This is a genomic window from Deltaproteobacteria bacterium (assembly GCA_016709225.1).
Classification (GTDB): domain Bacteria; phylum Myxococcota_A; class Polyangia; order Nannocystales; family Nannocystaceae; genus Xiheibacterium; species Xiheibacterium phototrophicum.
In genome coordinates this window covers 3095323-3116936 of record JADJEE010000001.1, presented here as the reverse complement: position 1 = coordinate 3116936, position 21614 = coordinate 3095323, and the positions used below count along the sequence as shown (strand labels likewise).

The window sequence follows — 21614 nt, the reverse complement described above, 5'->3', positions numbered from 1 at the left end:
CATGGTGGCCGTTGGCCGGATTCGTCGGCGTCGTTGCGGGCGTCGCGTGCGGCGGCGGATTCGCTTGCAAGGGCGACGATGACTGTCGCAGCGCAGAGGGCCCGGGCACCTGTGAGGCCACCGGCTGGTGCTCGTTCCCCGATCCCTCGTGCGCGTCGGGGCAGCGCTATGGCGAGCACGCCGGCGGTGGGCTCGCGCGCGCGTGCGTGGCGAGCGACGGGCAAGCCGACTCCGGCAGCGAGGGCGTGACCACGACCACCAGCTCCACCGGTACAGGCAACAGCAGCTCCGGCGGGGGTGTCGAGGCGTCGACGCAGACCGGCAGCTCGGGCAGCGGCGCGAGCGAGGGCACGCCGGCGTCGTGCGGGGACGGCGTGCTCGACGAGTCCGAGCTCTGTGACGACGGCAACACCGTCGATGGCGACGGCTGCAGCAGCAGCTGCGTCACCGCCGGCACCGTGCAGTGGTCGATCAGCTTGGCCGGCGACGCGTACGGCACCGGACAGTCGATCGAGCGCCTGCCCGGCGGCGACCTCGTGGTCGGCGTCGGCTTGTCCGACGGCCCGACGTCGAGGTCGACGGTGCGACGCATCGATCCCGAGGCGGCGACCTCGTGGAGCTGGGAGTACGAGCTCGCCGCCGAGAGCGTGTTCACCTGGGGTCTCGCGGTCACCGACGTCTCGTCGATACCGGTCATCGCCGTGGCAGGATACGGCTACGAGAGCGGCGGCGGCGTCATCGCGCTGCTGGACGATGGCGGGCAGGAGCTGTGGCACGTCGAGACCGCGTCGATCTCGTGGTTCGGTGCTGCACTGCCGCAAGACGGCCAGCTCTGGGCCGCCGGTTCGGCCGCCGGCGAGGCCGTGCTGCACGCCTACGACGACCAGGGCCTGCTGCTCGAGGAGCTGACCGGCCCGCCCTACGCACCGGTGGGCGCGACGTTCTTCGACCTGATCGCGGTGCCGGGCGGGCTCGCAGGCGCCGGCGACTACGCCACCATGCGCGGCCGCGAGGGCTTCCTGCGCGAGTCGAACGCGGGCGGCAGCGTGACGACATCGTTGACCTTCGCGCCGTCGACCGACACCGAGGTCCTCGCGCTCGCGCTCGACCCAGCGCTGCCCGAGCGACGCTGGGTGGTCGGCTACGCCGGCGCGCAGGGCGGCTGGGTCGGTCGCATCGACGACGGCATCCAGACCGTCGCGCCGACCATCGTCACGCAGACCTTCAGCGCCAACCTCCACGGCGTGGCGGTCGACGCCATGGGCAACGCCATCGCCGTGGGTTGGGACTCGACCCACGGGACCCACGATCCCTACGTCGTCAAGGTCGCGCCCGGCGGCGAGGTCGTGTGGTCTGCCACCGAGATCACCGACGAGGGCGACGACGATCTCCGCGACGTCGCGGTGGGCGAAGACGGTGCCATCTACGTCGTCGGCACGCGTATCGACGTCGGCGGCACTGCGCAGGCGTGGATCGCCCGGCTGACCCCCTAAAGGGGCTGCCTAGCAGCCCGTGGTGAAACTCCGCGACGCGAGAACACCGTCCTCGGACCCACGGGCTGCTAGCGCGCGAGCATCGAGATCCCGGCGGCGGCCAAGAACGATTGCTCGTACTGCAGATCGGTTGCCGTCATGCCGTGGGTTTCGAGCCAGCCCTTGGGGAAGCGCAGCTCCACGATGGCACCGGCCGCGACTAGCTCCGGTACCACCGCACCCTCGGGATCGCGGGCGCGGTTGAGTGTCGCGGCCAGGCGCAGGAGTACCGCCAGCCGCACGGCGTTTTGTCCCCCGACCGCGCGCAGCTCCGCGACCCGCTCCGGACGCAGGCGTCGACGGTGGGCGCCGACCAGCGCCGCGAGGTAGCCCTGTTGCTCGCGTGAGAACCCCGGCAGATCCGAGTTCGCGATGAGATAGGCGCCGTGCTTGTGGTAGCCGGTGTAGCTGAGCGCGAGGCCGACCTCGTGCAGGCGCGCGGCCCAGCCCAGCATCATGCGCAGATCGGGGTGGTGCAGCTCCCACGCGGTCTGGGCCCGCTCGAACAGCGTGGTCGCGGTGCCCTCGACGCGCGCGGCCTGGGCCCGATCGACGGCGTAGCGCTCGCACAGCCACTCGATGGTGCGCTCACGGACGTCCTCGTGCGAGATGCGACCGAGCGTGTCGTAGAGCAGGCCCTCGCGCAGCGCACCGGTGGCCGGCAGCATGCGCTCGATCTTCAGGCTCTTGAACGCACCGTAGAGGATGGCGAAGCCGCCGGGCAGGACCGAGGCGCGCTCACTCGACAACCCCGGCAGTGACAGCTTGGAGATGCGGCCGGCGGCGATCATCGCGTCGCGCAGCGCTCGCAGCCCGTCGCGCGTGATGCCGTCGCCCCAGCCGTTGGCGCGCAGGATCGCGTCGATCGAGAGAATCGTGCCCGAGCTGCCGATCGCGGTGACCCAGCCGGTACGACGGAATGCCTGCTCGATGGTCTCGAGCTCGACGCGCGCGGCGGTGGTGGCCTCGCGGAACGACTCCCGGCGCAGGCGGCCGTCGGCGAAGAACCGGGTCGTGTGCGAGACGCAGCCGACGTGCAGGCTCTCGGTCAACCGCGCGTCGAACCCCTCGCCGATGATGCACTCGGTGCTGCCGCCGCCGATGTCGATCACCAGCCGGCGCTCGTCGACGCCGCCCTGCGATTGCACGACGCCGAGGTAGATGAGCCGAGCTTCCTCGCGGCCCGGGATGACCTCGACCGGGTGGCCGAGCGCGGCGGTGGCCTTGCGCAGGAACTCGCGGGCGTTGCGAGCCTTGCGGAGCGTGTTGGTGCCGACCGCCCGCACGCGCACACCGGCCGGCAGTCGCTCGCCGAAGCGCCGTAGGCAATCGACGCCGCGCTCGATCGCCTCGGCCGTGAGGTTGTTGCGCTCGTCGAGGCCGGAGGCGAGTGCGACCCGCTCGCGCATGCGATCGATGATGGTCAGCTGACCGTCGACCACGCGCGCGACGACCATGTGGAAGCTGTTGGAGCCCAGGTCGAGGGCGACCAGCTGTGTGGGCTCGGCCATCGTTGGTGCGGGGCAAGGTACCAGCTCCAGCGCTCACCGGAGGCGTGCGCTGGCGTTCCGCCGGGATCCGCCCGGTGGGCGTCCGAGCGCGGCGCGCGTGTGCAGTCTCGCGGCGCCACCGCGCCGGTCTGCGACGTCAAAGCCACACCGCACCCCCTCGTCTGGCTTACCCTCGGGGGCGACGTGTGGGTGCATCTGTTTCGCCACGGCATCGCGATTGACCCGACCGACCCGTCGTGTCCGACCGACCCCGAACGCTTCCTGACCGACAAGGGCCAGGTGCGCACGCGGCTCGCGGCCCGAGGTCTGCGCGCGATCGGGATCGCGCCCGAGGCGATCATCGCGAGCCCCTACGTGCGCGCGCAGCAGACCGCCCAGATCGCCCGCGACGAGCTCGGCGGTGAGGCGATCGCCCTGGTCACCGCCGACGTGCTGACGCCGATGGCCGAGCCCGCCGCCGTGGTCGAGCTGCTGCGCGCACGCAGCGAGCAGAACCTCATGTGCGTCGGACATGCGCCGAACCTCGACCGCGTGCTCGCCTATCTCACCGGCGCCGACGATCCCATCAGCGCGCTCAAGAAGGCCGGCTGCGCGAGCCTCGAGATCCGCCATGGTCGCCCCGGTCCTGGCACCGCGACGCTGGTCGGGCTCTACCCCACCAACGTGCTGCGACGGCTCGGCGGCGACGACGTCGAGTAGCGCGTCACTCGACGCGGGTGAAGGCCAGCGCGACGTGTCCGCGCGAGGGCTTCTCGAGCACCTCGATGCGGGTGACGTGGCCGTCGTCGTCCTCCACGAACAGCACGTCGCCGGGCTCGACGCGCACCTTCTCGTGCAGGGTATCGCCGTCGACCTCGACCACGTCCGAGCGCTTGGTCGTGAGCGCTTGGTCGGCGTAGAAGCCGGGGTGTGCGTAGGCGTACGGGCGCACGGGGTCGCCGTCGTCGGCGATCGCGATGTCGCCTTCGTCGATGAAGAACAGCCAGTCGCCCTGCTGCGCTGCCGGCAGGCTCTCGCGCCCGCGTACGTAGTAGAAGTCGGCGTTGCCGACGGTGCTGTCGGTCAGCAACGATGCGAACTCCCGCAGCGCCTCGGGGTTGGCCTGCACGTTCTGCTTCACCTGCTCGATCATCTGCTCGGGCGGCACGCCGACCTCGACGTCGGTCATCGTCATCGCCACGTCGGCCTCACCCTCGGCGAGGCCGCCGTCGTGCAGTCGCACCTGCGCCAGCTCGAGCTCGATGTCCCAGATGTACGCCGGCGCGGGCGGTGAGCCGGCGCCGTTGAAGGTCTCGAGCTCGACCCACGCGGTGTCGTCGATGCAGCCGCTGAAGGCCGTCACACCGGTGCCGAGCTGGTAGTCCTTGCAGTGGGCTGGGGTGTCGGCGACCGCGGTCTTCGCCATGTCGAGGATCAGACGCTCGAACTCCCACGGCGGCAGCGACCAGCCGCTCGAGTTGCCGGTCGGTAGCGGCTCGCGGGTGTCGCCGCCCGGGACGAACGCGTCGTTCTCGACCAGGCCGAAGCCCAGCCGCGACACCTTGGGCACCGGCACCAGGCCGCTCAGCGTCATCCAGTCTGGATCGCTGAAGTCGTGCACGGTCTCGATCTGACCGCCGATGCTGTTGACGCTGGCGACGTCGCCGTTCGCGAGATCGAGGCCCTTGTAGGGTAGCGCGTTGGCATTGACCTTCGAGGTCATCGCGAACTCGTCCTCGACCACGGTCACGCCGGCGGCCTCGAGCACGAAGCCGGGGTGGCCATCGACCGGGCCGAAGCGCGTGGCCATGTCCTCGAAGTTGGTGATGACGTCGGCCAGCGTGAGCGGGATGTGGCCGGGCGCGACCGGGTACTCGCCGTCGGGGTGCTCGGCGTCGACGGGGCCACGCCGGGTTTGCGCGTTGGGGTGGGTCGCGACCACGTTGGAGAGCATCACGTCGGCGACGACCTCGACCGGGATCACCGGATCGGTCACGCCGATCGCGAGCAGGTCGGCCAGGCACTTGGCGCGCGGGATGCCGACCGCCGACGACAACGCGATGAGCTCCTCGAGGTTGGTGCCCTCGAGCTCGGCGTTGTCGGGCGTCATCAGCACCAGCTTGCGCATGTTCTGGGCCGCGACTGGCAGCGCGTCGACCTCCTCCTCGGGCATGTCGCGCAGGCGCTCGAGCGCGTTGACCAACAGCGGCCTGGCGTCGAGATCGAGCAGCCATACGTCCTGCAGCACCCGCCGCGGCATCGCGCGCAGCTGCTCGAGGCTGTTGGTCTTCGCGAAGCCCTTCACGTCGAGTCGGAGGTAGCGCAGGTCGACCTCGCGGGTCTCGCCCACCGCGATCTCGGTGGGATCGCCGGGCACGCCGACGCCGTCTTCGTGGCATGCGGCCGCGAACGCAGGCAGGAGCGCAAGGCAAAGCGGCATGCGGGAACGCGTCGCGCGGGACATGGCTACTCCTTGCGTGCGAGGTGCACGGCGATGGTGTCGTCGTCGGTCGGCAGCTCGAAGCGCGCGCGCCAGGTGATGCCGCCGTCGTCCTGGAAGTAGACGGTGGTCACGCCGTCGACCAGCGCGAGCTTCTCGTGGGTGGTGTCGCCGACGCCGGCGACCTGCGTGCTCGAGCGCTTCTGCGTGAGCGCGGGATCGTCGAAGAAGCCGGGGTTGCCGTAGGCGTAGGGCTGGCCGTCGGGCAGGTCCTTCTCGTTGACGAAGAAGAGGTACGGCACGCCGCCCTCGGCCCTGCGGTAGTAGAAGTCCACCGGGTCGTTGTTCTTCTTGTAGTCACCCAGCAGGAAGTCCGACAGCACCGAGGCCTGCTCCTGCAGGTAGGGACGGACTGCCTGCGCGGCCTCGGGCCCGGTGATGCCGACCGGCACGTCGAACAGCGTGAACGCGACGTTGGCCTGGCCCTCGGGGATCGACGCGTACGGCGTCTCGTGCAGGGCGACCTGCGCGACCTCGAGGATCGTCTCCCAGACGTACTGCGGATCGGGCGGGCTGCCGAGGTTCAGCGGGATGTCGTACTCGACCCAGCCGGGCGGGTTGCCACCCTGGCCGATGAGCACGTGCGCGGTGTTGAAGAGGTAGCCGCCGAGGAAGGTGCGATCGATGTAGTCGTTGCGTGCGCCGGCGGTGACGTTGTACTCGAGCAACCACGGGTCGAGCCCCCACACCGAGCTGCCGCCCTGCGGGCTGCCCGGTGCGTTGTCCTGGCACGGCGGATCACCCAGGCACGACGGCACGAACCCGACCGTCTCGGTGGTGCGGAAGCGCAGATCGACGGTGGGGTTGTCGATCAGCCCGCCGAGCTCGAAGTCGGCGGGGTTGGTGAAGTCGAACTCGAGCTCGTCCTCGTAGGTCGGGCCGGTCTTGTCGGCGATCACCGAGATGAAGCCCTTGCCGGCGTCGGCATCGATGCCGTCGCACAGCTGCAGGTTCGACTGCGCCACCGCTCGCATGTGGAAGTCGGGCCCCAGCACCGCGCCACTCGGCACGAAGCTGGGATCGACGATGCCCGGGTGATCGCCGACCGGGCCGTAGCGATCGGCCAGCGTCGCGAGATCGCTGAGCGCGTCGGCGAGCGTGATCGAGAGCTTGCCGCTGGCGCCGACGTTGGGGTGGCTGGCGACGAAGTTCTCCTTGAACGACTGCACCAGGCCCGCGGTCGAGACCACCGGCGAGGTGCGCGGGATGCCGAGCGCATCGGCGAGGATCTGCCCATAGCCGCCGCCGATGCCGAGCGCGTCGGAGAGACCCTGCAGGCCCTCGCTCGAGGTGCCCTCGACCACGACGTTGGCCGGCGTCATGGTGAGGATGCGGACCAGCGCATACTCGGCGCTCGAGCGCCAAGTGCCGTCGGGGCCGACGAAGGTCTGACCGAGCGGCGTCAGCGAGCAGTCGTGATCGGGGTTGGGATCGTCCTCGCGCCAGAACTGACCGCACGCGTCCTTGATCTGTTCGAGTGCCTCGGTGAGCAGCACGCTCGAGTCGAGCTCGAGCAGCAGCACTTCGTCGGCCCGATCACCAAACAGCTCCGCGACCTCGTCGCGGCTCATGTCGAGCACCAAGGGCGGCGGCAGGTCGTCGTTCAGTCGCAGCTCGAAGGTCTGCTCGGGCCCGAAGCCGTCAGGGCCGCCGGAGTCCGATCCGACGCTCGCGTCGTCGCTGGTGACCTCGCCGGTCGAACCCGAGGTGGCCTCGCCCTGGCCCTGCGGGCCGCCACAGGCGACGCCGCCCGTCCCTGCGACGAGCCCCGCGAGCATCCACGTCGTCGTGCCTGCAGCCCTGCGTTCGGCCATGCGTTCGAACCCCGCTCACATCGTCGTACACGATCGGTCGAGCTGTCAAAGCGGCGATCCACCTCGGCGCGCACGCGTGTCGCGATCGCGGACCCGCGATCGCGCGATCACGCCGCGTGCTTCGGCGAGGGTGGCGGTGGGGGTGGCGGCGGCACGACATCGCCGTGGCCGGCATCTGCGGGCGAACCCACCGGCGGCGCCGCGTCGTCGTCGTCGCGCGCGGCGTCGCCGGCGGCGTCGGGATCGGCCGTGGCGGTCGCGTTCGTTCCCGCGCCTGGGGGCGCGGCCGCGGGCGCGTTCGCGGGCGTCGCCACGGCGCGGTGACGTCGACCCTTGGGCAGGCCGAAGTAGAACTGTCCGTGCAGCATCAGCACGCCGATGAACATCGTGTACTTGCCGTTGCCGAGGTCGTAGTCGCTGTTGGTGTTCGTGCGCGGCACGATGAACTGGGCCTTGGCGTCGGCCAACAGCGCGACTCGATCGGTGAAGCGGTGGCGGATGCCGGCGCCGACGATGAGGCGATGGCCATCGGGCGAGAACACGTCGAGGGTCGCGTCGGGTGAGGCCGGCGAGTTGTAGCCGGCGGTCACCGACACGCGCAGCTTCTTGGTCGCCTCGATGCGCGCGTTGACCTCGGTGTTGACGGTGCCCTTCCAGTTGCGGACCAGGTTCTGGTCGTTGTTGGGCCCGAGGCCCAGGGCCGGCTGCGCGAGGTCGGGCGAGCTCAGGCGAATGCGGATGCGATCGAAGTCCTGGTAGAAGACGTACGACACGAAGCCGTCGAGGCCGAAGCGCTTGGTGATCTGGTAGCCCGCGCCCAGTGTCACGCGCTTGGGCATGCGCAGCTTGACGGTGGCCTTGCCGGCGACCACCGGCTTGTACTGCAGGCCTTGCGCGGCGAGGTCCTGCGTGAAGAGGTCGTCGTTCATGTCGAGGCGGAACTTGCCGTGGAAGGTCAGGTTGGCGCCGTGGTGGTAGACCAGCGAGATCGCGAGCTTGTCGGTGGGCTGCAGCGCCACGCCGGCGTGGAACGAGATGCCGTGGGCGATCGCCTGCTTGATCTCGATCGGCCGTGCGAGCGCGTCGAGCTCGCGCACCTCGGAGGGGGCGTCGACGCCGAAGTCGTTGGCCTGCCCGATCGGTGGCTTGGCCAGCGCGTCGCCGAAGAGATCGACCGCGCCGAAGTCCTGGACCTTCGACAGCGACAGCGTACCGAGCACGTACGAGACGCCGGCACCCAGCGAGATGACGCGATGCAGTCGCACCCCGAGCGCGGCGGTGGCATGCGGTGCCGCCAGCAAGATCGACTCGCCTGCGAAGCGCTGCGGGCCACCCTTGGGGAAGCTCAGCAGCGCGACATAGGGGATGCCGACGCCGAGCCCGATCACCAGGCGATTCGGGATCGCGGGGATCGCCGCGTAGAGATCGAACGCGGGCCCGACCGGATTCGCGCGAACCTTCTCCTGGCTGCCGGCCTTGTTCGGATCGATGTCGGCGGGATCGATCGGCGTCTTGAAACCGAGGTTGTCGGAGAACTGGTAGGGACCCCGCAGGTCGCGTTGGTAGCCGATCGATCCCAGCACCACGCCGGCGCCGAGCTGCAGCTCGGTCTGCTTCAACATGCCGAGCCGCCCGGGGTTCCACCAGGTCGCTGCCGCATCGTCGCTCACCGGGCCCGACTGTCCGCTGCCGACCAGCGGCGCATCGAAGCCGGATGCGCGCGCCGTGCTGGCGGGCAGCGCGGTCGCGAGGACGGCGAGGGCAGCGAGCGCACGTCGCATCGGCTCTGCGGCTATAACACTCCCCGCGGGGCTCCGGTAGTCTGCGGCGGTGGCCGGTGATCTCCTGCTCCGCAACACCCGTGACGGCGTCACGACGCTCACGATGAACAACCCGCGGCGGCTGAACGGCTGGACCGTCGACATGCTCGCCGCGGTGTTGTCGGCGCTGCGCGAGCTCGCCGGCGACGACGACACCAAGGCGGTGATCCTCACCGGTACCGGCGACTACTACTGCGCCGGGGTCAACCTCGCGGGCGCGCTCCAGCTGGCCCACCCCGCCAAGCTGCACGCGTCGATCATCGAGCGCAACCAAGCGTTGTTCGACACCTTCCTCGACTTCCCCAAGCCGATCCTCGTGGCGGTGAACGGGCCGGCGATCGGCGCGAGCGTGACCGCGGCGACCCTGTGCAACGGCATCGTCGCCTCCGAGCGCGCGACGTTCTCGACCCCGTTCGCCGCGCTCGGCGTGACCCCGGAGGGCTGCTCGAGCGTGGTGTTCCCGCGGCTGCTCGGTGCATCTGCCGCGCGCATGCTCGGGCCCGAGGGTTGGAAGCCCACCGGCGCGCAGGCGGTGGAGATCGGGCTCGCGATGCGCTGCGTCCCCCACGCGCAGCTGCAGGAGGAGGCCCACCGCATCGCGCGGGGGTGGATCGAGCAGGGCGTCGGTCGTCGCTACCCGGTCGGCATGTCGCGCGACCAGCTGCACGCGATCAATGCCGAGGAGTCGCGCGTGCTCGCGACCGCGTTCCTGCGTCCGAAGTTCCTCATGGCGCAGTACGACTTCCTGTGGCGCAAGAAGAAGCGCCCGCTCGCCCTGGCATTCTTGGCGTTGGCGAAGACGCAGCCGGCGTGGCGCTTGTTGCTGTCGCCCGAGCAGCGCTAGCAGGGCACCTCAGCCGGGGCACTGCGCGTCGACCACGACCTCGCAGTCGGTGCCCCAGTCGGACTGGCTCGTGCAGCCGTTGACGTTCCACGGCTGGCCCTGGCAGGCCTCGAAGAACGGTGCGTCCTTCAGGGTGCAGCGCTGGATCGCCTCGAACGTCGTGGTGTCGGTGGTCGACCACGCCTGCAGGTACGCGGTGCCATCTCCGATCAGCAGCAGGTCGCTGCCGAAGCAGCCGATGTCGCAGTACGAGCTGGTGAGCTCCGCGGGCGTGCCGTCGGCGATGGCCGCGAGCGCCTGGGTGATGGCGCACTCGAGCAGCACGGCCTCGCGCGCGCTGCGTTGCCGGGGACTGGCAAGCGGGGCGAGTCCACCGGCGCTGCACCGACTTGGGTTCAGACGTGCTGATCGACCAGCACAGGGTTGCCGTCGGGGTCGACCACGACAAAGCTGTCCGGCCCCGAGCCGCCGTCGTCGGCACGCTTCACCGGCGTCACGCCGCTCGCCTCGAGCCGTCGCTGCAGTTCACGGACGTCGGTGAACTGGTCGAGCGCGGCACACTGCGCATCCCAGCCGGGGTTGAAGGTCAGCAGGTTGCGCTCGAACATGCCGCAGAAGAGCCCGATGGTCGCGCTGCCGTTGCGCAGGACGAGCCAGTTCTGGCTGGGGTTGCCGCCGACGGGCTCGAAGCCGAGCTTGCGGTAGAAGTCGCGGGACGCGGCCAAATCCTTGACCGCGAGGCTGATGGAGAATGCACCCAGGGAGGTTGCCGGTGTCGTCATCGTCGGCCCAGGCTACATTGGGCCCGGCGTGGTCGACTTGCCAAATCTTGCGAACCTCGACTACCTCGATCGGGTCAATCGCGCGATCGATCACGTCTTGGCCCACCTCGCCGAGCCGCTTCTGCTCGACGACGTCGCGAAGATCGCATGCTTCTCGCCGTATCACTTCCACCGCATCTTCCGTGCGAGCGTCGGTGAGACGCTGGCGGCGTTCGTCAAGCGCGTGCGCCTGGAGCGGGCGGTCACCGAGCTGTCGCACCGGCCCGACGCCACGCTCACCGAGATTGCGCTCGCCTGCGGCTTCAACTCGAGCTCCGACTTCTCCCGCAGCTTTCGCGCGCACTACGGGGTCCCACCGCGGATGTTCGACGTCGAGCGGTTCCGGGCCGCACGACGCGAGCACGTGCAGCAGCAGCTGTTGCCCGCCGAGCAGACGCATCGCCTGCAGCGGTTGCCACGCGGCGAGAACCCCGATGGCTTCGTCGTGTGCGTGCGCGAGCTGCCGGCTCGACGCCTCGCGTACGTGCGCGTGCACGCGCCCTACGCCGGCGGTGGCGGTGGTGTGCTCGCGGCGATCGAGCGCCTGCGCGCGTGGGCCGAGCCGCGCGGCCTCGCCGACGGGCAGTGGTTCGGCTACCAGTGGGACGACCCGGAGATCGTGCCGCTCGAGCGCTGCCGCTACGACGTGGGCCTCGAGCTACCCGCGGACACGGCGGTCGATCGCGAGGTGGGCACGCTCGAGCTGCCGGCGCTGCGTGTCGCCGAGCTCGCGATTGCCGGGTCGATCGAACTCGAGATGCGCGCGCTCGATTGGCTGTACGCCACCTGGCTCCGCACGAGCGGCTTCGCGCCCGCCCACCAACCCTGCTTCGAGGCCTGGGACGGCCCGCCGTTTCGCCACGGCATGACCCACTTCGAGCTGCGCCTGCAGCTGCCGGTGGTCCCGCTCGACGCCCCGCTGTGAGGAGGTCGCGGGCGCGCCTCGGGTTGCTGGATGGGCGAGCTCGCGCTGCGGGCGTGACGTCAGGGCGCGTCGTGGAAGATGATGCCGAGCGTGCGGCGCTGGCCCGAGCGCAGCACGCTGACGCCGTGGCGGTGCATCACGTGGTAGCGGCCGCGCGCGCCCTGCACGGGGCGGCGGCTCACGGCGAAGATGGCCGCATCCCCCCGCGCCAGCGGCAGCACCGACGCGCGTGATTGCATGCGTGGGCGCTGCTCGGTGATCACGAACTCTCCACCGTCGAAGTCGCGGCCCGGGGCGTCGAGCAGGATCGCGACCTGCAGCGGGAACACGAGCTCGCCGTAGCGATCCTGGTGGAGGCAGTTGTAGTCGCCCGGCGAGTACGAGAGCAGCAGCGGCGTCGGGCGCACCTGACCGGCGTCGTGGCAGCGGGCGAGCAGCTCGGCGAGGGTGTCGGGGTACCGCAACTCGATGCCACTCGCCGCGGCCCAGCGGTTCGCGATGCTGGCGAGCGGCGGGTAGAGCTCGGTCCGCAGCCGAGCGATCGGCTCCGGCAGCGGCGCCGCGAAGTAGCGGTACTCGCCGCGACCGAAGCCGTGGCGCGCCATCACCACGGTGCTGCGGAAGCGCCGCTCGTCGGACCACATCGCCGCGATCTCGCCGCACGCGTACGGTGACAGCAGCTGCGGATGCACCGACCAGCCCTGCTGGTCGAGCTCGTGCGTGCGCGCGCTCCAATCGATCGCGCTCACGACGGGCGCTCGGCCTTGCAGCGCTCGAACGCGCGGAAGCCCGCGCACGTGGACGTGCGGGTGGGTCGCGGGAGCTCGGCCCGAACTTCGTGGATCTGCACGCGACCAGCGTGGCCGAGCCGCGGCTGCCGAGCACTCCGACGCTTGCTTGCGAATTCGACGACGCGCATCGAACGACGTGCTCTGCGATACGCGAAGTGCATCGATAAATGGTCGATGTCACGCCGAAAATCCGAGAAAGCTCCGCTCGCCGCAAGGAATTACAGGCAAGCTGCCATCTACGGCTGGGCCCCCTTACCGATGCTTCGACACCCTGCGCTCGCTTCGACCTCCCTGTGCTTCGTGCTCGCCTGCGGCTGCGCCGTGCAACCGTCGGGGAGTCCGCTGAGCTCGGCGACGGCCGCCGACGGCACCACCGGTGCGCCGGTGCAAGGCGACGACGACGGTGACGACAGCTCGACGGCGATGCCCGAGCAGCGCCTCGACCTGCCGCCGGGCGGGAGCTCGAGCGGCGAGGGCGATGGCACCTGCGTCAGCTTCAGCGACCAGGGCGGCGTCACGCGCAAGCCCGCCGACATCATCTTCGTGGTCGACAACTCGCCGAGCATGCTCGACGAGACCCACGCGGTGCGCGACCACCTGAACGCGTTCTCTCAGCAGATCATCGACGCGCAGATCGACATCCGGGTGCTGCTGTTGACGGCGTATCCCAACCCCGACGCCGCACCCGAGGTCGACACCGGCATCTGCATCGAGCCGCCGCTCGGCGGCGGGGGCTGCCCGACCCACGACTCCAACTTCCCCATCTTCGCGCACGTACAGCAGATCATCGGCTCCGAGCACGCGCTCTCGAAAGTGCTGTCGACCCACGAGACCTGGAAGCCGATGATGCGCCCGGACTCGAGCAAGCACATCATCGTCATCAGCGACGACGACTCGTTCATGACGGCCGAGGACTTCGACGCGCAGTTCCTCGCGCTCGATCCGAGCTACGCCGGCTACCACTTCGACGCCATCGTCTCGACCTCGCTGTGCCCCGAGGCGGGCGCTATCGGCGAGCACTACATCACGCTGGCAGGCATGACCGACGGGGTGATCGGCGATCTGTGCCAGCAGGAGTTCCAGCCGTTGTTCGACCAGCTGTCGACCGCGGTCACCGAGGGCACCGGGCTGTCGTGCGTGTGGAGCATGCCGATGGCACCCGAGGGCAAGTCGATCGATCCCGAGTCGGTCGAGGTGTCGCTGGAGCTCGACGGCGCGCCGCTGTACCCGGTGCGGGTCGACGGCGCCGAGGGCTGCCCGCCCGGCGGCCACGGTTGGTACTACGACGATCCCGATCACCCGAGCACGCTGTGGGCGTGCCCGACCACCTGCGACGCGCTCGAGACCGCGATGTCGGCCGAGCTGGAGATCGACGTGGGCTGCGCCTTCGTGCCCGCGGGCTAGCGCTGCCCTCGCGGCGGTCGCGGCCGGAGCTGGATGCCCCTCCCAGACCCCGCCGTCGGCCTTCTCCGAGGCTTCCGCAATCGATTCGCGCCCGCGCGCATCGGTCGCTCCATGACCACCACCACCCCGCGCCCCTGTCGCTCGAGGATCCCGTCCGTCCTACTCCACGCCACCGCGTGTGCCGCCCTCGGGTTCGGCGCGATGGGGGCCATGTGCAAGACCACACCGGTCGGCGATGACGACGACCACACCGCGACGGCCTCGAGCAGCACCGGCGGCGGCACCGGCCCGACCTCCGGCGAGCCCGCGACGCTCGAGGGCACGACGGACACGCCGACCGGCACGACCGACACGCCGCCGACGACCACGGTCGATCCCGACACCACGGCAGCCGATCCGACCACCGGCGATCCCACGGGCGCCGGTGGTTGCATCGCGCCGGGGATCTACGGCGCACAGCTGGCGACGCTGACCGACCCCCACGGGCACTTCCCATTCTTGAAGCTCTTCTACGACCCCGACGCGCCGGAGCAGACCACCGACGAGCAGCTCGAGGTCACCGTCGCGGGCGACGGCGTGATCACGGTGTCGGTCCTGGCGCGGACCACGACCGAGTTCGAGGGCCACGACGGCCTCTTCGATCTCACCGGCACCCTCGCAGACGGCAGCTGCACCGCGGCGATCGCCGCCTCGGCGCCGTTCGTCGCGGGCGGCTCGCCCTTTGGCACCGTCGACGTCGCGCTCGACGGCGACCTGCCGACGGTGAGTGTCGACGACACCGCGACGGTCTCGCTGCGCGTGGAGGGCGGCGGCATCCCGAACGGGCCGATCGAGTACACCGTCACGATCGTGCCCCAGTGATCGGGGGCTCCCGAACGGGCCGGACGTCTCGAAGGGATCGCGAAGATGCTCCGCGCGGATGCGACCGGTGTTGCTGCAAGAGGTCATCTCATCGAGCTGGTGCTGCTCGACGACCCCGCCGGCCTCGATCCCGGCGGTCGACTGCGAGCACGCCTGCTGTACCGCAGTAAGGCGCTGGGCAACACTCCGGTCACCGCACTCACGGCAGCGGCACGATCGCAATCCGCGGCGGCGCCTCGTCGCCGAGGCCATGACGCGGTGCGGGGCGGTCGGCGTCCTCCCACCGCGGATCCCGTTAGATTCAGAAGACGATCATTGCCCCAAGCACGAGCCCCGCGACCGACACGCCGAATCCTGCCACCAGGGCGGGGCCAGTGCGGTAGCCGACTGGCAGGTCATCGTGGCCAAGGGTGCGCCGGAAACGGATGTGCTGCCACGACGATGTTGCCGCCATCGCCGCGCCGAGCATGGCAAGCCCGACGCCGATCCAGGGCGAGACATGATGGCTCGCCGATGTGGCGGCTTGCTGGTCGAGCAGTTGAAGGAAGAGCCCGAACCGCGCGACGACGAACCCCAGCCCGATGAGCGAGACGGCCGTACGAATCCACGCAAGGAGCGTGCGCTCCGCTGCGAAGAACACCCGAGGGTCGGCGGAAGGCATGGGGCGCGCGGTGGGGACCTTAGCAGGCGCGCGGGCCGGATGCACCCGTCCGCACAGGTCTGAGGGTGGCGAGCGCGACTAGCACCAGCGCTGCGACGCACCGGCGGGGGCTGCCGCGCGCGAGTGGCAACGTGCTCGGTGCGATTGCCTCGCGACGGCAAGTCGCGTCATGACACGCCCGCGGCGGCAGTGTCTCTCGCGGCGATCCAAGGTTGAGGCTCGCGAGGTTCCGTCCCGTGGCACCCGGCGCGAAGGTGATGCGTTCGCCCGCGTTCAATTGCAGGTGTTGTACGCGCCTCCGCCACAGTTGTCGGCCCAGAACGAGCATTCTCCGAGCGTGAGGACGCAGACCACGCAGCCGTCACCGTACTCGCCGCACCACATCTGCTTCAACTCCTCTGGATCGATGGGAGCGGATGCGAGGCCGTCGACGGGGGCCCCGCCGCTCGGGTTGTCCTCGGCGTCTTGATCGGGGAGCTCTGCGAGTGTCGCCACGACCTCGACCGCGTAGTTCTCGACCCCGTGCGCTTCGGCGACCTCCGCCGCGAGCGACTCGATGGCATCGGAGGTTTCTTGCTCGCAGGCCGCGGCGCCGAGCAGGGGGATGAGCAGGAGGGGCAGGGGCATGCTTCGCTTCATCAGCCGGCAAGACGCGCAGCCCGGCGCATCGATCAACGATGGTGTTGTGCGGGTGACCAAATCGCCACTCGACCAATCTGCGGCACCTGCGGTACGCCTGAGCGGGAGATGGCGGACGAGAACGTGACCCGCGGCGAGGCGTTCGGTCTCCCGGCGGTGGCGGCCGCGCCCGAAGGCGCCGCCGCGGACGTCGACCGCCAGCTCGTCCGCGCGCGGGCGCACGAGATCCTCTTCGCAGAGCCACCCCCCACGATCCGGGTCGGACGCTACGTGGTGCTCGATCGCCTCGGTGCGGGTGGCATGGGCGTCGTGTACTCGGCCTACGATCCCGCGCTCGACCGCAAGGTTGCGGTGAAGGTGCTGCGCTCCAGCGAGGCGGTGGGACAGCAGCGATTGTTGCGCGAGGCGCGAGCGCTCGCGAAGCTCACGCACGATCACGTCGTCGCCGTGCACGACGTGGGCACCGTCGGCGGCATCGAAGGCACCGTGTTCATCGCGATGGAACTCGTCAGCGGCGCGACGCTCGGCGAGTGGATCGCCGGCGAGCGGCCCGGCTGGCGCACGCGGCTCGAGGTGGTCGCACAGGCCGGTCGTGGGCTCGCGGCTGCACACGCCGCGGGCTTGGTGCACCGCGACTTCAAGCCCGACAACGTCATGGTCGCGCGTGACACCGTGCGCGGAGGCTGGCGTGCGCGCGTGATGGACTTCGGGCTCGTCCACGCGCCCGTACCGATGACCACGCACGACGGCCAGAACGACGAGCACAGTTCCGCGGAGGTCCGCATCACGCGGCAGGGCGTGCTGGTCGGCACGCCCGCGTACATGGCCGCCGAGCAACTGCACGGCGCCGCCGTCGACGCTCGCGCCGACCAGTTCGCGTTCTGCGTGACGCTGTGGGAGGCGCTGTTCGACGTGCGGCCGTTCCACGGCAGAACGCCGACCGAGTTGGCGTCGGCCCTCGTGGGCGGCGCTCCGACGCGGCCCGCGACGAGCGCGGACATCCCGGCGTGGGTAGAACGCGTGCTGCTGCGCGGGCTCAGCACGGATCCCGCGGACCGCTTCCCCGACATGCCTGCCCTGCTCGCCGCGCTCGGCGACGACCCCTCGCAGCAACGCCGACGCTGGGCGCTGGGCCTCGGCGCGATGGCGCTGGTGGGCGCGCTGGTCGGCGGATGGAGCTGGATGCGTGCGCGCGAGCGGGCCGCGTGCGCACAGGCGGGTGCGGAGATCGATCGTGTGTGGAGCGACGACCAGCGCGAAAGGCTGCGCACGGCGATCGTCGAACAGGGCCCGAGCTACGGCGGCGACACGTGGACGCGGGTCGAGCCGAGCATCGATGACTACGCCGGACGGTGGTCCGCGCTGCGCGAAGAGAGCTGCCTGGCCGCGCTCGCGGGCGAGCGCTCGCGCGATCTCGCGGACCGCAGCGAAGCGTGCCTCGACGAGCGTCGCGTCGAGTTGGCGGCGACGGTCGATCGGCTCGGCAGCGGCGATGCGCTCGCGATCCGCGAGGCCGTACCCGCGGTGCTCGATCTCTCGGATGTCGAGCGGTGCGGTGACGCTGCATGGCTGGTCAAGCGCCGCCCGGAAGCGTCGGATCCGGACCTGCGCCGCGAGCTCGACGGCCTGCGTTCCGAACTCGTGCGTGCGTCGCGACTCCCCTCACGAGATGCCGCGCAGGCCGCCGACGTCGCGCGAACCGTGTTGATGCGCGCGAACGAACTCTCGTGGGCACCCATGCGCCTCGATGCACTGGTCGCGCTGGCTCGCGCGCTCGCCACCGGCGGCGACTTCGAAGGTGCCGCGGGGGCGTACCGCGACGCCTTCGCGCTCGCCGTGGAGCTGGGTGACGACGACGTCGCGGCGACCAGCAGCACGAGGCTCGTCTTCAACGTCGGCTACGAACTCGGGCGGCAGCAGGAGGGGGCTCTGTGGTCCGACGTCGCGCGGGCCTTCCTCGCGCGCAGCGATCCGGAAGGTGGCCTACCGACCGCTTGGTGGCTCGGCTCGCGCGGTGCCTTGGCGAGTCGAGCAGGCCGCTTTGCTGACGCGCTCGCCGACTTCGAGCAGGCCGCGGCGATCCGCGAGCGGATTGTCGGGCTCGATCACCCACAGACGCTGAAGGCCCTCGCCAACACGGCGGTCGCGAATTTCGACCTCGGTGACTACGAGGCCGCCGCGACGACGCTCGGCCGTGTCGCATCCGCGCGCGCACGATTGCTGGGCCCCGAGCATCCGGAGGTGGCGACCGCCATGGCGTCGCAGGCAGCGGCCCTTGGAGCCCTCGGTCGCCCCGCCGAGGCGCTGGCAACATTGCAGCGGGCCCTCGCGATCGAGGAGCGTGCGCTCGGCCCGATGCATCCCGAACTCGCGACGACGCTACAGAACATCGGCCTCATCCAGGCGATGCAGGGTGACCACGTCGGCGAGCTGGCGACACAGCGCCGACAGCTCTCGCTCCTCGAGGCCAAGCCGGACACGGATCCCGTTCGTCTCTCTCGCGCGCTCGTCGCGGTCGCGATGGCCCAGTCGTCGCTCGATCACCCAAGCGAAGCACTACCGCTGCTGCTGCGTGCGCGCGCGCTGCTCGAGGGCTCGCTCGGCGTGGGCCATCCCGATCTCGCGCTGTGTCTCGATGCGCTCGCTCTCGCACAGACTCAGCTCGGTCGACATGTCGAAGCGCTCGTGCTGCGTCGCCGCGTGCTGGAGATCCGCACGGCGACGCTCGGCTCCACGCATCCCGACACTGCGCTCGCGCGCCGCGATCTCGGGGCGGCCGCGGCTTCTGCGGGAGATCTCGACCTCGCGCTCCTCGAGCTCCGCACCGGTCTGCACCAGCAGTTGACGAGCGTCGGCGTGAAGCACCGCGAGGCCGCAGTGACCCTGCGGATGATCGGCATCGTGCACCAGCTGCGGGGCGACAGCGACGTCGCACTCCCTTTGCTTCGCAGTGCGCTGGCACTGCAAGAGCACGCCGAGGCGTCTGAGCCCACGCTTGCCAGCACGCACGATGCGATCGGTCGAGTGTTGCTCGATCTGCAGGAGCCCACGCTCGCCGCCGTCGAGCACCGCCTCGCGGTCGAGCTCGCAACGCGTAGCCTCGGCGCCGCGCACTCCACAACCGCGGGGCACACGATCGGACTCGCGGATGCCGAGCGCGCGATCGGCCGACTCGACGACGCCGAGGACCATGCTCGCGGCGCACTCGCAACGCTGCAGCGCGCTGATTCGAACCCCGAGCTCGCCCTCGAGGCCGAGCTCGTGCTCAGCGAGATCCTCCGCGCCCAACATCGCAGTCGGGAGGCGCGCGACCACCTCGGTCGTGCATGCGGCGGCGCTCCGCCGTCGAACACACTGCGCCTGCGACGTTGTCCCGGCGGTTGACACATGACGCGCCACGAGTGGTAGCGTGAACTTCGTGCCGCGTGACGAGGAACTGCTGACCGCCTGGAGCGCGGGCGACAAGAACGCGGGCAAGGCGCTCTACGACCGCTACTTCCCCACCGTGTACCGCTTCTTCAGCAGCAAGCTCGCGGACGAGGTCGACGACTTGGTGCAGCGGACGTTCCTCGCGTGCACGAAGCACCGCGATCGCCTGAAGGACGGCGCGAGCTTCCGCGGATTCGTGCTGGTCGTCGCGCGCAACGAACTCGCCAGCTTCCTGCGGCGGCGCTACCGGGACGGTGCGCCGCTCGACCCGACGACGGTCGCACTCGCGGACCTGGGCGCGACCCCGAGCCAGCTCATCTACGACCGCGAAGAGCACCGGCTGCTCGTGCTCGCGTTGCGGCGCATTCCGCTCGTCATGCAGGAGGCGCTCGAGCTGCACTTCTTCGAGAGACTCACGGGACCCGAGCTCGCGGAGGTGCTGGAGATCCCCGAGGGCACCGTGCGCAGCCGTATCCGCCGGGGCCTCGAGGCGCTCCGAACCGAGGTCGAGCGGCTCACGGAGTCGCCGGAGCTGATCGAGTCGACGGTGGGCTCCATCGCCGGCTGGGCGGCCGAGATTCGCGCGCTGGCCGACCGCTCCCTGCCGTCCGCCGGGTGACTACAGCCGCAGCCCGCGGCATTGATCGATGCGATCGCGTGCGCGTCTCTTGCGGGCACGATGCGATGCTCACGACTCCACTCCACATTGATGGTGGTGCTGCCTGCGTTCGGCTGCGTTCTGCCCGGCAACGACGGCGAAACCCACACCGGGAACGACACAACGGGCGGTCCCGTCAGCGATACGACCACCGTTTCGACCACGCAGAGCGGCGGCGACCCTTCGACGAGCAGCAGTGAAGGTGCCGATGGCACCGTCGGTACCAGCACGTCGGGCGACGACGACGACACCACCACCGGTGCCCATCCGCTGACCAACTGCATCGACGCCACCGTAGCGCTTGGCAACCCCTACTACGCGGGCCCTCAGGAGGGCTGGAATCCGGCCGGCCAAGGCGTCCACGACGATCCGCCGATCCCCAACCTGCACCTCGCGGCGAGCGACGACGGCGTCTACATCGACACCCAGAGGGAAGTGTGGTTCTCCGACGGTCGCACGGTGCGGCGCGTCGCGGGCAACGACGGCCTGAACGAGTACCGGCCGAACGGTGCCTGCGACGACATCCGCTTGCTCGCCGTCGAGGGCATCGCGGCATTGCCCGACGGTCGCGTCGTGATCGCCGACGCCATGGGTAACGGAATCATCGAGCTCACCGACCCGACCGGCGAGTGCACGGCTGCCACCATCGCCGGCAACGGAATCGACACGCAGATCTCCGACTTCGAGGACGTCGCGTATCCGGGTGACGTCGACGGCCCCGGCGTGACTGCGATGTTCTACAGCCCGCGTCGACCGGTCGCCGACGCGCAGGGCAACATCTACGTGAACGACTTCGGCAATGCGAAGATCAAGATGATTGCCGATGACGCGGAGCGTACAGTCACGACGCTCGCCGAGTATCCGCATGGTCAGGCGCCATTTGGGATGACGGTGATGAACGGTACCGTCTATGTGGTGGGTGCAAACGGGACCGCCGACTTCATCTGGGCGATCGACACGAACGCACCGGGCGAAATCGACGTCGTGTACGAAGGACTTGGGCTGTTCGACGAGGTCCAGAATGCCCAGGCGCTGCTGTTCGCGGCGGCAAACGACGGCGTCGATCTGCTGCTGGCTTCGAGCAAGGGCTACGTCTTCCGTGTGTCGACGGATGGTCTGCCGCTCGCGACTGTCGCGGGCATCGGGCAGGTCGTGGATTTCCCGGAGGACCTCGATCTCTCGATGCCGGTGCCCGTCGCCGAGCTCCCGCTGAGTTCGTACGGCAGCGGTCGCGGCGACCTGTTGCGCCGCGGCAACGACCTGCTGTTCACCGGGAACGCCGACGGCAGCGGCTGGCACGTCTGGGACATCCGCTGCGAGTAGTCGGCCGACGACCGCCGGCGATCGAGGGTAAGGGTAGTGGCGAGTGACGGCGCGCATCGGCGCGCCACCTCGCAAACTCGGTTACCGCCTCGCGGGGGTCGA

The 21614-nt window shown here is 70.1% G+C and carries 17 protein-coding genes and 1 pseudogene; 9 read left to right on the top strand and 9 right to left on the bottom strand.

The features are described from left to right. Positions 1-11 precede the first annotated feature (11 nt). A pseudogene (locus IPH07_12745) lies at positions 12-443 on the top strand (hypothetical protein). Between the two features lie 1118 nt (positions 444-1561). Here the strand turns inward: IPH07_12745 and IPH07_12740 are convergent. Continuing rightward, entirely contained in the window at positions 1562-3043 is a 1482-nt protein-coding gene (locus tag IPH07_12740) for a Ppx/GppA family phosphatase (protein ID MBK6918256.1), read from the bottom strand. A 183-nt stretch (positions 3044-3226) separates the two neighbouring features. Here IPH07_12740 and sixA point away from each other — a divergent pair, with 183 nt between their 5' ends. Next, entirely contained in the window at positions 3227-3742 is a 516-nt protein-coding gene (gene sixA, locus IPH07_12735; protein ID MBK6918255.1) for a phosphohistidine phosphatase SixA, read from the top strand. 4 nt (positions 3743-3746) lie between these two features. Here sixA and IPH07_12730 read toward each other — a convergent pair whose 3' ends face one another. The 3 genes from IPH07_12730 to IPH07_12720 form a co-directional block, all read right to left on the bottom strand. After that, the gene (locus IPH07_12730; GenBank protein ID MBK6918254.1) at positions 3747-5486 is read right to left on the bottom strand and encodes an acetyltransferase; all 1740 of its coding nucleotides are present in this window, start codon (positions 5484-5486) and stop codon (positions 3747-3749) included. Positions 5487-5488: 2 nt separating this feature from the next. Next, positions 5489-7336: a hypothetical protein gene (locus IPH07_12725; GenBank protein ID MBK6918253.1), complete on the bottom strand. Its 1848-nt coding sequence runs from the start codon at positions 7334-7336 to the stop codon at positions 5489-5491. A 107-nt stretch (positions 7337-7443) separates the two neighbouring features. Beyond that, complete coding sequence (locus IPH07_12720) at positions 7444-9117, bottom strand: outer membrane protein transport protein (protein ID MBK6918252.1); 1674 nt, start codon at positions 9115-9117, stop codon at positions 7444-7446. A gap of 49 nt (positions 9118-9166) precedes the next feature. Between IPH07_12720 and IPH07_12715 the strand changes: the two genes are divergently transcribed. Further along, positions 9167-10000 (top strand): enoyl-CoA hydratase/isomerase family protein, encoded by an 834-nt coding sequence (locus IPH07_12715; protein MBK6918251.1) that lies wholly within the window; start codon positions 9167-9169, stop codon positions 9998-10000. 9 nt (positions 10001-10009) lie between these two features. Here the strand turns inward: IPH07_12715 and IPH07_12710 are convergent, their stop codons facing one another. Beyond that, entirely contained in the window at positions 10010-10324 is a 315-nt protein-coding gene (locus tag IPH07_12710; protein MBK6918250.1) for a hypothetical protein, read from the bottom strand. 71 nt (positions 10325-10395) lie between these two features. Then, entirely contained in the window at positions 10396-10782 is a 387-nt protein-coding gene (locus IPH07_12705; protein ID MBK6918249.1) for a VOC family protein, read from the bottom strand. A 28-nt stretch (positions 10783-10810) separates the two neighbouring features. Here IPH07_12705 and IPH07_12700 point away from each other — a divergent pair, with 28 nt between their 5' ends. Further along, on the top strand, positions 10811-11746 hold the full coding sequence (locus IPH07_12700; protein MBK6918248.1) for an AraC family transcriptional regulator: 936 nt from the start codon (positions 10811-10813) through the stop codon (positions 11744-11746). A gap of 59 nt (positions 11747-11805) precedes the next feature. Here IPH07_12700 and IPH07_12695 read toward each other — a convergent pair whose 3' ends face one another. Further along, complete coding sequence (locus IPH07_12695) at positions 11806-12543, bottom strand: 2OG-Fe(II) oxygenase (GenBank protein MBK6918247.1); 738 nt, start codon at positions 12541-12543, stop codon at positions 11806-11808. 252 nt (positions 12544-12795) lie between these two features. Here IPH07_12695 and IPH07_12690 point away from each other — a divergent pair, with 252 nt between their 5' ends. Together IPH07_12690 and IPH07_12685 are read left to right on the top strand one after the other, a co-directional pair. Next, complete coding sequence (locus IPH07_12690) at positions 12796-13941, top strand: VWA domain-containing protein (GenBank protein MBK6918246.1); 1146 nt, start codon at positions 12796-12798, stop codon at positions 13939-13941. Positions 13942-14151: 210 nt separating this feature from the next. Next, entirely contained in the window at positions 14152-14802 is a 651-nt protein-coding gene (locus IPH07_12685; GenBank protein MBK6918245.1) for a hypothetical protein, read from the top strand. 301 nt (positions 14803-15103) lie between these two features. On the opposite strand, the gene IPH07_12680 is transcribed toward IPH07_12685, so the two are convergent. Further along, on the bottom strand, positions 15104-15463 hold the full coding sequence (locus IPH07_12680) for a DUF202 domain-containing protein (protein ID MBK6918244.1): 360 nt from the start codon (positions 15461-15463) through the stop codon (positions 15104-15106). 273 nt (positions 15464-15736) lie between these two features. Continuing rightward, positions 15737-16090 (bottom strand): hypothetical protein, encoded by a 354-nt coding sequence (locus tag IPH07_12675; GenBank protein MBK6918243.1) that lies wholly within the window; start codon positions 16088-16090, stop codon positions 15737-15739. 120 nt (positions 16091-16210) lie between these two features. Between IPH07_12675 and IPH07_12670 the strand changes: the two genes are divergently transcribed. The 3 genes from IPH07_12670 (at position 16211) to IPH07_12660 (ending at position 21512) form a co-directional block, all read left to right on the top strand. Next, complete coding sequence (locus tag IPH07_12670) at positions 16211-19486, top strand: serine/threonine protein kinase (protein ID MBK6918242.1); 3276 nt, start codon at positions 16211-16213, stop codon at positions 19484-19486. 25 nt (positions 19487-19511) lie between these two features. Further along, positions 19512-20150 carry a sigma-70 family RNA polymerase sigma factor gene (locus tag IPH07_12665; protein ID MBK6918241.1) on the top strand — a complete coding sequence of 213 codons (639 nt, stop codon included), beginning with the start codon at positions 19512-19514 and terminating at the stop codon, positions 20148-20150. Positions 20151-20240: 90 nt separating this feature from the next. After that, complete coding sequence (locus tag IPH07_12660; GenBank protein MBK6918240.1) at positions 20241-21512, top strand: hypothetical protein; 1272 nt, start codon at positions 20241-20243, stop codon at positions 21510-21512. Positions 21513-21614: the final 102 nt, after the last annotated feature.